The sequence below is a fragment of the Methyloceanibacter sp. genome, from assembly GCF_058506495.1.
Genome location: NZ_JBZMXT010000061.1, coordinates 1 through 12,598 on the forward strand (window position 1 = coordinate 1; position 12,598 = coordinate 12,598).

The window sequence follows — 12,598 nt, forward strand, 5'->3', positions numbered from 1 at the left end:
CAGCGCTCTACGTCGAAGCCGTGTACCAGCCGCCTTATTGGGTTCACGCACTTGCGTGGGGGGCAGCTGCACTCATCTTGCCACTTCTGCTGCTCCGTAGTTTCAAGGGCGTTTTAATTGCGCTCCAGTACCGGAACAAGGCCGAAGAAGGCAAAGTGATCGTGGACGGCTGAGTGAAGCCATGACGACACCCGCCCTTATTCGGCTAACAGTGGCAGCAGTCATTGGCTTTGCTTTTCTGATTGCGCTCGGCAGCTGGCAGCTTCAGCGTCTCGAATGGAAAGAGCGCATTATTGATCGAATCGAGACGCGTACGGAGCGCAGCCCTGTTTCGCTCGAACGTGCCATCGAGCTCTCGAAGCGGTGGGGTGATCCTAACTATCTTCGCGTCGAGGCTAAGGGTCGGTTCCACAATGATCGAGAGCGCCACTACTACACAATCTCGCAAGACGGCCGGCCTGGTTGGCGCGTCATCGCGCCGCTCGAGACGGCTTCCGGCCGCATCATCCTCGTCGATCGCGGCTACGTGCCCGAAGACCGCAAAGATCCCAGCACCAGGGTTTCGGGGCAATTCCAGGACGTCGTGACGGTGACGGGGCTCTTGCGGACTAGCGAAGAGCCCAATCTCTTTTCTCCCGCCAACAATGAAGAGGCAAACCAGTGGTTCACTCGGGACCTCAGCACGATGGCCGGATCCATGTTTCCAAGCGGAACAGTGGAAGTGCTCCCCTTCTTCCTCGAGGCGGATGCGAGCGAAGTTCCCGGCGGATGGCCCAAAGGCGGGCAGACACGTCTGGAGTTACCCAATAAGCACCTTCAGTACGCTGTCACGTGGTTCTTGCTGGCGGCCTGTCTGCTGGCGGTCTACGTCGCCTATGTCTGGAGCGTAATGTCCGGAAGGCGGACTTAACCCTACTGCTCGGCCATATTGCGGGTCTGCGCTTCGGCGGCTAGGGTCTGGCGCAAAAGTCTCAAAATTCCGGTGAGAGGCAGATTTTGAAGTTCATTTCAACGCGCGGGTCCGCCCCAGCGCTCTCGTTTGAGGGTGCCCTTCTCGCTGCTCTTGCCGAAGATGGTGGCCTGTTCATGCCCGAGACCTGGCCTCGCCTGTCGCCAGACGAGATAGCCGCCCTGGCAGGCCTCGACTACGCCGACGCAGTTTACCGCGTGATGTCCCCTTTTCTGGAGGGCGACCCCTGCCTGAACGATCTCGGTGAGGTTCTTGCGGAAGCCTATGACAGCTTCCATCATCCCGCCACGACACCCATTGTGCAGATTGGTCCCAACAGCTTTGTGTTGGAGCTATTCCACGGGCCGACGCTGGCGTTCAAGGACCTCGCGATGCAAGTCGTGGCACGGTTCATGAACCGTGCGCTCAAGCGGCGAGGGGAGCGGGCAACGGTGGTTGGCGCCACTTCGGGCGATACGGGTGCTGCGGCGGTCGAGGCCTTTCGCGGTCTTGAGTCCATTGACGTTTTCATTCTTCACCCCAAAGGCCGCGTAAGCGATGTGCAGCGCCGCCAGATGACGACAGCGACCGAGGCCAATATTCACAACATCGCAGTGGAGGGGACCTTCGACGATTGCCAAGCGATCGTAAAAGCGATGTTCGGCGATCGGGAGCTGAGCGCGAAGCTTGGGCTGACCGGGATCAACTCTATCAACTTCGCCCGCATACTCGCCCAGATCGGCTACTATTTCACGTCCGCAGTTGCGCTCGGGGCACCCCATCGGCCGGTAGCCTTCTCAGTGCCAACAGGAAATTTCGGTGATATTTTCGCGGGTTACGCCGCCCGCGCGATGGGCTTGCCGGTCCAGCGCCTCGTTATCGCCACGAACCTCAATGACAGTCTTCCTCGCGCATTGGCCTCGGGAACTTTCGAGCCGCAAAGTGTCATAGCGACCTCGAGCCCCAGCATGGACATCCAGCTTGCTAGCAATTTCGAGCGCCTACTGTTCGAGCTTGCCGGACGGGATGCGTCCCGCGTTCGGAGCTTGATGGGGGACCTGCGCACCCAAGGGTCATTCGCGCTGAGCCAGGGCGAGTTCGGGCAGCTGTGCGACCTTTTCAGCGCCCATTCTGCCGGAGAAGATGTGACGCAGATGACAATTCGGGGGGTCTTTGAAGAGACCGGCATTGTGGTTGATCCACACACAGCCGTCGGCATCGCCGCCGCCCAACAAGAGCCTGGGCTCGGCGTCACCCCCATAATTATTTTAGCAACGGCCCATGCGGCCAAGTTCCCGGACGCTGTGCACCGCGCCATCGGCGTTCCACCGACGCAGCCCGAACGCCTCGCCGTAAGGCTTGGTAGCGAGGAGCGTTGCACGACGCTACCAGCCGACCTGGCGACGGTCTCTAGCTTCGTTGTCGACCATGTGCAGGCTTCGGCGCCACTGACGGGAGCCGAAGCGTGAGTGTCACTAAGTCCACGCTGAGCAACGGTCTCACAGTCGTCACTCACGCTATGCCTGAAGTCGAAACTGTATCGCTCGGCATTTGGGTCGGGGCCGGGAGCCGTTCCGAACAACTGTCGGAACACGGCGTAGCCCATTTCCTCGAGCACATGGCGTTTAAGGGCACAAGGCGACGCTCAGCACGCGAAATTGTTGAGGAAATAGAAGCTGTTGGCGGCGACTTGAATGCGGCGACGTCTGTCGATTCGACAGGTTACTATGCGCGCGTGCTGCAAAAGGATCTGCCCCTAGCCTTGGATATCCTGAGCGACATCATCTTGGAGCCTCGCTTTGATGGCGGAGAGCTTGCGCGTGAACGCGACGTTATTCTTCAGGAGATTGCGGCGAGTTCGGACTCTCCTGACGACGTTGCCTACGACTTTTTATCAGAGGCGGCGTTCCCCGATCAGCCAGTGGGTCGCCCGATACTCGGCACGGCGGACAGCGTATGCGGTTTTGAACGGGATCATCTGCGCTCGTATCTAAGCACCCATTATCATGCACCGAACATGGTCCTCGCGGCCGCAGGCGCGGTGGACCACGGCACATTTGTGATGGAGGCCGAGCGCCGACTGCCAAGTTTGTCCTCCGATGGCACGCCAGTCCCTCAGAAGGCAGTTTATGGCGGCGGGCGCCGTCAGTCGAACAAGCCCTTTGAGCAAACGCATCTGATGATTGGCCTGGAGGCCCCCGCCTACCATCAGCCGGACTATTTCACCTCTCAGATCCTCTCCGGTGCGCTTGGCGGGGGCATGTCATCGCGGCTCTTCCAGGAAGTACGAGAGCGTCGAGGGCTCTGCTACTCAGTATACTCTTTCGCAACAGGGCTTACGGATAGCGGTATGTTCGTCGTTCATGCGGCGGGTGCCTCCGAGAAGGCGCACGAGCTCTTCTCCGTTATTCGGGACGAATTGGACCGGGCGGCCGACGCCGGCTTTTGCGAGGCTGAACTCGGGCGCGTGAAAGCGCAAATGAAGATGGGGCTCTTGGCCGCCCTTGAGAGTTCCAGCGCACGGGCTGAGCAACTGGCGCGCCACACACTGTTCCGTGGTCGTGTCCTGCCTACAGCGGAACTCGTCGAGCGGATCGAGGCGGTCGATGCAGCCGATCTTCAGACCTTGTTGCAGAAAATTCTCGGAACGCCCCTGAGTCTTGCGACTGTGGGCCCCGTTGCTAATCTTGGACGATTCGAGGCTGTGGCGGACAGGTTTACGATCCCTGCCAGCAGAGCCGCGTAACGAGGGTGCTGACGAATGGCCTTGCTGCGAGCCGCCACCCCAGGGGACTTTGGTCCCGTAATTGAGACCGACCGCGTGCTCTTGCGTGCGCCACAAATGTCGGACTACTCAGCTTGGGCCGAACTGCGCGCCGCGAGCCAAGATTTTCTTGTCCCTTGGGAACCTCTCTGGGCACCCGACGAACTTTCCAGAGCTTCTTTCCGCCGCCGTATCCGCCACTATATGCGCGATATGCGGGAGGACGTGGGTTACGCGTTGTTTGTCTACGATACCCGCTCTACGTCTCTCGTCGGTGGAATCACGTTGTGCAACGTCCGGCGCGGCGTGACGCAGTCTTGCACACTTGGCTATTGGGTAGGGGCCGCACACGCGCGGCAGGGCTTTATGACCGCGGCAGTTCGCGCGGTTGTCCCATTTGTCTTTGATTCGCTGGAGCTTCATCGACTTGAAGCGGCATGCTTGCCGGAAAACACAGCTTCGATGCGGCTCCTGGAACGGGTAGGGTTCAAGCGGGAGGGGCTCGCGCGCCGGTATTTGCGCATCAACGGCGACTGGCGCGATCATGTGCTCTACGCGCTTTTGGAAACAGATTCGCGCGGTTAGAGGAACGGGAGGGTAAGTGTGGCGACGAATGGCTCGGTGAGCGCCCAGTGCGCCGTGCCAACGGACCCTGTGAAGCGGTGGTGGTGCCGACACGGGGCCCTTTCGTTCGCCTATGGTTTGTTGATCGCGTTGTCGCTGATGCTTCCGGGGCTGTCCGGCGTTGCTTCTGCCATCGAGGCTATCGCGGTGGACCCCGCAGCGCCCAAAATGGAGATCACCACGAAAGGGGAGCTCTACGAGGGTCGCGGAGATAGACTCCAGATCGAAACCGCGCCTGGCCCTGACGGTTATATCGGCCGAATGGCCGTTCAGGCCTCGACACCCGGCACAGATCCAAGCTGGCTTGTCTTTGCTCTTTCGAACCCGACAGATGAGAGGATCGTTCGCTGGCTCGTGGCCCCGCGGTACACGCTTGCGAATTCGGGTGTATTCCGGCCAGAACTCGATGCGCCCCGAATTACGGCGGTTACACCCTCGCTCGGTTTTCGGCCAGAGCCGCTCAAAAGCGATAGAGCCGACATGTTCCGGCTGACTTTGGAGCCGGGCCAGACGGTGACCTACGCATCGGAGCTAGCATCTTCAAAGGTTCCGCAGCTTACGCTTTGGACGCCCAAATATTATCAGGCCAAGCAGCAAGACAGCATGCTGTTCAAAGGTGTGCTGCTTGGCATAACAGGGCTACTAGCGATTTTCCTAACGGCGATCTTCGCTGCAAACCACCGTGCAATCTTTCCGGCCACCGCGCTCGTTGCATGGGCTGCTTTGGTCTATTTCTGCGTAGACTTCGGGTTTTGGAATAAGTTGTTCGCCGTCGGTCCAGACCGGACGGCGACCTACCGAGCTGCTGCGGAAGCCGGCCTTGCGGCGAGCCTAGCGCTGTTCCTTTACACATTCTTGCGGATTGGCTTGTGGCACGTATGGATTCGCAGCGTGTTCCTGGTGTGGATCGCAGCGCAGTTCCTACTCGTCGGGATTGCGATCGTCGATCCTCAAACCGCCGCAGGACTCGCACGCTCTTCGACAATCATCATCGCTGCCGTAGGCACGGTCTTGATCGCTTATTTCGCTCTTCGTGGTCAGGACCGCGCGCTGTCGTTGATCCCAAGCTGGATGCTCTTGATCGTCTGGTTGTTGGGCGCATCGATGATCGTCACCGGGAAGCTCTCGGGCGAGGTCGTCGGATCGAGCCTCGTCGCAGGGCTCGTGCTCATTCTCGTCTTACTGGGGTTCACTGTTACCCAATTTGCGTTCCATACGGCCGGGTCAGCGCTGAGCCTTGGTCCACCCAGTCTCGTACAGATGAAGTCGCTGGCTGTAGATGGCTCCGGCACGCATGTCTTCCAATGGCATGCGGGGCGAGATCTGATCACCGTGGGTCATGAGGTCGAAACGGAGCTAGGTTTGGAGCCAGGGGCGCTCAATGTCTCTGTCAGCGAGTTCTTAAAGCATATGCATGCTTCGGACCGTGAGCGATTTCGGCTGCTGATGCAGTCTTTGCAAGAAAAGAAGGGCGGAGATCTTCAGACAGATTTCCGTCTGCGCCGACATGACGGAACATATCTTTGGTATGAGCTAAACGCTCAGGCAGCACACAACGAGAATGTACGTCTTCTCCGCTGCGTTGGACTCTTGCGTGACGTGACAAATCTGAAGCGCTCCCACGAGCGTCTCATGCATGACGCTGTGCATGACAGCCTCACAGGTCTTCCCAATCGTCAACTCCTTATGGATAGATTGCACGGCGCCATAACGCGGGCGGCGGAGGGGCAAGCGAACCGTCCGACGGTCCTCTTTATCGACATCGATCGTTTCAAGAACGTCAACAGGAGCTTGGGTCTTGTGATCGGTGACTCGATGCTCTTGACGCTAGGGCGTCGGTTGTCTCGCCATCTCAATCCGCAGGATACAATCGCCCGTATCGGCGGAGACCAGTTTGCGATTCTGTTGGTATCGGATAGTGACCCCCATCACGTTGCGACTTTGGCGGAACGTGTGCGCCGGGCGCTCCGTACACCGATGAAGATTAGCACTAAGGAGATCATTCTCACGGCGTCGATCGGTATCGTAGTGCACGACGGCTTGCAGACCAACGCTGAAGAGATGTTGCGTGACGGCGAGTTGGCAATGCTTCGAGCCAAGCGCCAAGGCGCGGACCGGATCGAGATCTTTAACCCGGCGATGCGGACGGAGGAGGAAAATCGTCTTCCTCTCGAGAGCGAGCTTCGTACAGCTCTGCAACGCCAGCAGATTTCGGTGCTCTATCAGCCGATTACTCGACTCGCTTCAAACCAGCTGGCTGGATTCGAGGCCCTCATGCTGTGGGATCATCCGACGCGAGGCCGGCTGACCGCTGAAGACTTTATGCCGCTCGCGGAGGAATCGGGCCTGATTGTTGAGTTAGGCAGTTACGTTCTTAGTCAGGCACTTGACGAGGCAGCAACGTGGCATCGCGTTCTGCCGCGCGACCGCGACCCGCTCTTCGTTAGCGTGAACGTTTCGAGTCGGCAGCTGTTCCGGCAAGATATGGTGCAGGAGATCAGATTGCTCCTTGCACGGGAACAAGTAGCTCGCGGCACGCTCAAACTCGAAGTAACAGAATCTCTAGCAATGGAGAATCCAGAACAGGCGGTCGAAATTCTTACCTGGCTTAAGTCATACGGGGCGAGCCTGGCACTGGATGATTTCGGAACAGGCTACAGCTCACTCAGCTACTTGCATCGGTTCCCGTTCGATATCATCAAAGTCGACAAGTCGCTTGTGCAAGACAATATGATCGACGACCAGGCTCCACTGATCCTGCGCTCCATCGTGACGCTGGCTCACGAACTCGGCAAGGAAGTAGTAGCCGAAGGAGTGGAGACGCAGAGCGATGCAAACTATCTTCGCTCGATTGGCTGCGAGTTCGGACAAGGCTTCTACTATGGCGAGCCAATGTCGGCCCGGGATGTTGGGGCGCTCCTCAACGCGTTGGCAAACCATCGCAAACGTAGGGAACGCGAGCGGGCGCAAGCCGATCAAACACAGCCGGGGCTCGATGTGGAAGTGCAAAGCCGGAGCGACATGCCGAACTTGCCGGGGCCGACCACAGCGCAGGCCTAGTGTATTCGCCAATTTGTGAAAATCAGTGGATGACGCGACTAGGCGTGACCGGAGTCGCTTACCAGATGGCTGGGATCAACGCCAAGGCTATCGAGAGCCCGATTGTACTTTCGGTCAACCGCCTGGTCGAAGACCAGTTCCGGGTTTGCGGGACAGTTCAGCCAGCCATTGGACTGGATCTCGTCCTCCAGCTGACCAGGCGCCCACCCGGCGTAGCCCAAAGCAAGCAGCGCCTTATCGGGGCCGCTGCCTTTTGCGATGTCTCGCAGTATGTCGATTGTGGCCGTCAAGCATACGCTGTCATTAATGGGCAGCGTGCTCTCGGCTTTGAAATAGTCAGCGCTGTGGAGAACAAATCCGCGACCTGTCTCCACGGGTCCTCCCAAATGCACGTCCATCGCATTTAAAGCGGAAGGCAGCGAGATACGTTCTTGGTTGGGAACGATCTTCAGTTGCTCCAAGAGTTCCGTGAAGCTGATATTGGGCGCTCTTTGATTGATAATGATTCCCATCGCGCCCTCTGATGAGTGCGCGCAAACGTAGATGACCGATCTGGAGAAGCGAGGGTCTTCCATGGACGGCATTGCAATCAATAGCTGACCGTCTAGATAGCTTTCGTCGTTGGAATGCGGGTCTGAATCCATGCGATCATGCTACAGCAGTTACCGTTTCAGGGAAGGGGGAAGAGCAAATAAGGCAAGTTGACGAATTGTCATGTCTCTGCTCACAAAACAGTGACTCTCAAATAGCTTAGTCGCGCTCGCCTGAGACGACATGAGCAATTAAGTTCACCCACAATGTTGAACTTTATGATGAGAAGAGGGCTAATGAAGCCCTTCAGTCTCGCTGTCCTCGTTGCTAGCCTTGTGTTGTGCTCAGCCCTTGGTAGTCCTGTCCATGCAGCCTCGCCGGGCCAGTCCCCCTGGTCGAGCCAGATCAACTCCAAGGTTCGTCTCGTAAGCGGCACCATCGAAGAGCAAGGTGAGGCGGCCCGTTATGCTGGCGTGCAGCTTCGCATGGAGGACGGGTGGAAGACCTATTGGCGGAATCCAGGGGACTCCGGCGTGCCGCCGACTTTCGATTGGTCGGGTTCCAAGAACCTCAAGAGCGTCGATGTCTTCTATCCGGTTCCCCATCGCTTCTCTGATGCGAACGGAACGGCAATTGGGTATGACAACGAAGTTGTGTTCCCCATCCGGGTCACGCCTAAGCAGGCGGACAAGCCTATTCAGCTGTCGTTGACCTTCGACTACGGCCTTTGCAAGGATCTATGCATCCCCAACTCGGTAGATCTAACAGCGGTTATTCCGGCCGAACTCGGAAGAGGCGATGCCCGGCTAATCGAACAGGCCAGCGCGCTTGTCCCCCATCCAGAGAGTGCGACGTCGCTACCGCGACTTGGGGCGTTAACGGCTAACTTCGAGGGGGCGGAGCCAACTCTTGAGGTCGAAGCGCTTTTTGAGCCTGGTGCCACCAACACCGATTTGTTTGTGACAAGCGCTGACGTTTTGGTGCCCGTCCCGAAGGCGCTCGGACCGCTCAAGGATGGCCGACAGCGGTTTTCAGTCGTTTTCCCGACGAAAGATGAGGCGAACGCTATCAAGGGTAAGCCTCTCACCTTCACACTTGTTTCCGATCAGGGCGCAAGTGAGACGACTCTGTCGCAGCGATAGCCGCCTTGGCTCACCGCGCAATGCTAGGTGCTGCTGCAGCGCCAGCAGCGGCGCCGGCGCCAGCGCCAATGGGCCCCGCGATTGCCGCTCCGAAGACGCCGCCAATGGCCGCCCCGCTCACGCGTTTTTCACCAGTCGTACAACCGGCCAGCGCAAGGCTGACGATTGCAGTTGCCGCGATGCGAATTCTCGTCATTGGGCTATCTACTCGTCGTGTTTCTATGGCCGCAGTATTTAACGCAAGGTCAGCCCATGCTGTTCCACCAGTCGATTGGCGCTTCGGAGGCGAAGCGGTATGCTGGTTGGCAGTCGCAGTGCCGCTGGTATCAAACAAACGAGGAGACGACCCGTATGACTATCGCCGAAGGAGATGTGCTCCCAGATGCAACATTCCGCCTCATGGGGCCTGATGGGATCGACACTCTGAGCACTAAGGATGTGTTTGGTGGCAAGAAGGTCGTCTTGTTCGCCGTGCCAGGCGCGTTCACCCCTACCTGCCACCTCAAGCATCTGCCCGGCTTTATCGACGCTGCCGGTACATTCAAGGGCAAGGGCGTAGACGAGATCGTTTGTGTGGCAGTAAACGATCCGTTCGTGCTTGACGCCTGGGCCCAAGCAACGGGGGCGGCCGACAAAGTCAAAGTGATATCCGACGGCAACGGCGAGTTCACAAAGAAGATTGGTATGGATTTTGACGGAAGTGGTGTTGGGCTCGGCACGCGGTCAAAGCGTTATGCGATGATCGTGGAGGACGGGGTGGTAACGCTCTTGAAGACCGAAGAGGACCCGGGCGAGGCCGGCGTTTCCACCGCTGAGTCCATTCTCTCCTCGCTTTAGGGCAGCCTAATTTCGCCCTAAAAAGGGCGCCATGCCTTCACGCGCGAGTTCGTCGGCCCGCTCGTTCTCGTCGTGGCCGGCATGGCCCTTGACCCAATGCCAGTTGACGTTATGCATGGCTTCCGCTTGGTCGAGCCGTTGCCACAGCTCTTTGTTTTTGACTGGCTTCTTATCTGTCGTGCGCCAACCGTTGCGCTTCCATCCATTCATCCAACCCGTAATGCCCCCTCGCAGGTAATTCGAGTCGGTGTAGAGCTCAACGTCCGAAGGCCCTTTCAGAGCCTCTAGCGCTTCGATTGCTGCGGTTAGTTCCATACGGTTGTTGGTCGTGTGGGCCTCACCACCCTTGAGTTCCTTGCGGTGCGGCCCCGACTCCAATATCGCACCCCAGCCGCCCGGGCCTGGATTGCCCGAACAAGCGCCATCGGTGTGAATAAGTACTTTTGGTCGGGGCGTCATCGTACTTGTCCTCAGTCCGAATCAAGCCCATACGCGCGATAGGATTGCACGCTTTGGTGAAATCGTAGCTTCCGCAAGTACTCGCGCGGGTCTTTCGTCTTTACGAGTGCATTTTCGTCTGTGTTCAACAGATCGTATGTGCGGGTCAGGAGGAAGCGCAGTGCAGCGCCGCGCGCGAGCACGGGCAGTGCGGTGAGTTCATTCTCGTTGAGAGGTCGCGTCTGTCCATAGGCCTGTAGCAACGCGCGCGCTTTAGTGATGTTGAAAGAGGCGTCTGGCTCGAAACACCAGGCATTGAGGCAGACGGCCACGTCATACGCCATCATGTCATTGCAAGCGAAATAGAAGTCGATAAGACCGGAGAGTTTGTCTCCGAGAAAGAACACGTTGTCGGGAAACAGATCCGCGTGGATAACGCTGGCCGGCAGGTCGTTGTTCCATTGAGTAGCGAGGAAATCGAGCTCATCGGCGACAACGCCCCGGAGGCCGGGGATTACACTATCGGCAGCTGCCCGTACATCGTCGAAGAGTGATCTCCAGCCGGAGAGCGAGAGATCGTTTTCGCGTCGCATGGGAAAATCGAGCCCGGCCAAATGGAAATTGGCCAGCGCTTTGCCGAGTTCGCCACAGTGCACGATGTCTGGGCGCCGTATCCAAACCCCTTCCAGAAAGCTGATCAGCACGGCGGGCCGCCCTGCGAGTTCCCGCAGAATGCGTCCTTCGCGATCACGCACCGGCAGCGGACACGTGATGCCGCGTGCTGCCAGATGCTCCATCAACGACAAGAAGTACGGCAGGTCCTCTTCGTTCACCCGCTTTTCGTAGAGCGTCAGGATGTAAGGATTTGCATCCGTGTGGACGAGATAGTTGGTGTTCTCGACACCCTCGGCTATGCCCTTGAACGATGTAAGGTAGCCAATATCGTAGCTCGCGATGAAGGCCTCAAGCTCTTGATCGCCAACGTCCGTGTAGACAGCCATCTATGCCGCCGTCGAGTCTCTCAAGGGTCGAGGCAACTTGAAAGAGATAGTTTCCTCGGCGGTCGTCACGGTCTCCAGGTGAAGCTCGAAGCGTTCTGCGAAAGCATCGAGAATGCCGTTGACCAAAACTTCGGGGGCTGATGCTCCGGCCGTTACACCCATACTGCGGATGTTCTCGAAGTCGCTCCAGTCAATGTCGCCACCCTCTTCCAAAAGCATGGCGCGCGAACAACCCGCGCGCTCGGCGACCTCGACGAGACGCATGGAGTTCGAGCTGTTCGGTGAGCCGACGACAATGACACGGTCGCAGTGCGGCGCGATCTTTTTCACCGCTTCCTGCCGGTTCGTTGTTGCGTAACAAATGTCGTCCTTGCGCGGGACGACGATGTCGGGGAAGCGCTTTTGCAGCGCCGCCATGATCTCGCGTGTGTCGTCAACAGACAAAGTCGTCTGGGTAATGACGGCAAGCTTCGAGGGATCTTTCGGTACGAACGTGTTCGCATCCTCGCCCGTCTCGATCAGACGGATTGCCCCTGGCGGCAACTGTCCGGTCGTGCCGACGACCTCCGGGTGACCGGCGTGACCGATCAACAAGATCTCATACCCGCGATCGAACAGCCGCTCTGCTTCGATATGCACCTTGGAGACGAGTGGGCACGTTGCGTCCAGTACAAACATGCGGCGGTTGCGTGCGTCGTCGGGAACGGATTTTGGCACGCCGTGCGCCGAAAAAACGATTGGCGCGTCGGTGTCCGGGATCTCGTCCAATTCCTCAACGAAGACGGCGCCTTTCGCCTCGAGGGATTCCACGACATAGCGATTGTGGACGATGGCGTGTCGCACATAAACAGGCGCGCCGTACTTCTCAAGCGCCAGCTCCACAATCTGGATTGCTCGGTCGACGCCAGCGCAAAAGCCGCGCGGTGACGCAAGGTAAACGGTAAGCTTTGGCCGTTCGGTACGTGTTTGTGTTTTGGGTGCCGTTCCGGTCATCCACGCTCCAGATCTGCTCTGTTTCGACCCCACGGCCCCAATTCAGCCCAAAACTGCGCCGAGCGTGCCTACATTAGGCGGGTTTTCCCGCTTCGGCTGCCTGACACAACTCTTGTGAGGACTGACATCGACCGATAATTTCGGCACAAATGGCGGCCCGGGGAGCGCGTTGGTCGTTCGTAACCAAAGGACACGCGCATATCAGGCTTGGACGCCCGACATGTCAAGCGAAGGACAGGGAGAGTTGGGACGCAAGGAC

General features: G+C 58.4%; 13 protein-coding genes. 8 read left to right on the forward strand and 5 right to left on the reverse strand.

Translation table 11 applies throughout. From position 1 onward, the window contains the following. The 6 genes from AC33YF_RS10340 to AC33YF_RS10365 all read left to right on the forward strand — a co-directional run. On the forward strand, positions 1 to 173 hold a 173-nt coding region (locus tag AC33YF_RS10340; RefSeq protein WP_491777137.1), incomplete at its 5' end, for a DUF983 domain-containing protein. An 8-nt stretch (positions 174 to 181) separates the two neighbouring features. After that, entirely contained in the window at positions 182 to 910 is a 729-nt protein-coding gene (locus tag AC33YF_RS10345; protein ID WP_491777126.1) for an SURF1 family protein, read from the forward strand. Between the two features lie 86 nt (positions 911 to 996). Beyond that, positions 997 to 2,418 carry a threonine synthase gene (gene thrC / locus AC33YF_RS10350; RefSeq protein WP_491777127.1) on the forward strand — a complete coding sequence of 474 codons (1,422 nt, stop codon included), beginning with the start codon at positions 997 to 999 and terminating at the stop codon, positions 2,416 to 2,418. Then, positions 2,415 to 3,695 (forward strand): M16 family metallopeptidase, encoded by a 1,281-nt coding sequence (locus AC33YF_RS10355; RefSeq protein WP_491777128.1) that lies wholly within the window; start codon positions 2,415 to 2,417, stop codon positions 3,693 to 3,695. Before thrC ends, AC33YF_RS10355 begins: the two co-directional genes overlap by 4 nt. Before the next feature lie 15 nt (positions 3,696 to 3,710). Continuing rightward, complete coding sequence (locus AC33YF_RS10360) at positions 3,711 to 4,298, forward strand: GNAT family N-acetyltransferase (protein ID WP_491777129.1); 588 nt, start codon at positions 3,711 to 3,713, stop codon at positions 4,296 to 4,298. A gap of 36 nt (positions 4,299 to 4,334) precedes the next feature. Further along, on the forward strand, positions 4,335 to 7,397 hold the full coding sequence (locus tag AC33YF_RS10365; RefSeq protein ID WP_491777130.1) for an EAL domain-containing protein: 3,063 nt from the start codon (positions 4,335 to 4,337) through the stop codon (positions 7,395 to 7,397). Positions 7,398 to 7,435: 38 nt separating this feature from the next. On the opposite strand, the gene AC33YF_RS10370 is transcribed toward AC33YF_RS10365, so the two are convergent. After that, entirely contained in the window at positions 7,436 to 8,041 is a 606-nt protein-coding gene (locus tag AC33YF_RS10370; protein WP_491777131.1) for a YqgE/AlgH family protein, read from the reverse strand. A gap of 183 nt (positions 8,042 to 8,224) precedes the next feature. Here AC33YF_RS10370 and AC33YF_RS10375 point away from each other — a divergent pair, with 183 nt between their 5' ends. Next, positions 8,225 to 9,070, forward strand: coding sequence for a protein-disulfide reductase DsbD domain-containing protein (locus tag AC33YF_RS10375; protein WP_491777132.1), 846 nt, complete (start codon positions 8,225 to 8,227; stop codon positions 9,068 to 9,070). A 10-nt stretch (positions 9,071 to 9,080) separates the two neighbouring features. On the opposite strand, the gene AC33YF_RS10380 is transcribed toward AC33YF_RS10375, so the two are convergent. Next, a complete protein-coding gene (locus AC33YF_RS10380) occupies positions 9,081 to 9,266 on the reverse strand; it encodes a YMGG-like glycine zipper-containing protein (protein WP_491777133.1) in 186 nt (61 codons plus the stop codon). A 155-nt stretch (positions 9,267 to 9,421) separates the two neighbouring features. Between AC33YF_RS10380 and AC33YF_RS10385 the strand changes: the two genes are divergently transcribed. After that, the gene (locus tag AC33YF_RS10385) at positions 9,422 to 9,907 is read left to right on the forward strand and encodes a peroxiredoxin (RefSeq protein WP_491777138.1); all 486 of its coding nucleotides are present in this window, start codon (positions 9,422 to 9,424) and stop codon (positions 9,905 to 9,907) included. A 6-nt stretch (positions 9,908 to 9,913) separates the two neighbouring features. Here AC33YF_RS10385 and rnhA read toward each other — a convergent pair whose 3' ends face one another. Genes rnhA through ispH form a run of 3 tightly spaced genes read right to left on the reverse strand, consistent with a single transcriptional unit; the run spans position 9,914 to position 12,339 of the window. Continuing rightward, positions 9,914 to 10,366, reverse strand: coding sequence for a ribonuclease HI (rnhA, locus tag AC33YF_RS10390; protein WP_491777134.1), 453 nt, complete (start codon positions 10,364 to 10,366; stop codon positions 9,914 to 9,916). Between the two features lie 11 nt (positions 10,367 to 10,377). After that, positions 10,378 to 11,346: a homoserine kinase gene (locus AC33YF_RS10395; protein WP_491777135.1), complete on the reverse strand. Its 969-nt coding sequence runs from the start codon at positions 11,344 to 11,346 to the stop codon at positions 10,378 to 10,380. Next, positions 11,347 to 12,339, reverse strand: a complete 993-nt coding sequence (ispH, locus tag AC33YF_RS10400) for a 4-hydroxy-3-methylbut-2-enyl diphosphate reductase (RefSeq protein ID WP_491777136.1) — start codon at positions 12,337 to 12,339, stop codon at positions 11,347 to 11,349. It lies immediately after the preceding gene. Between the last annotated feature and the right edge of the window lie 259 nt (positions 12,340 to 12,598).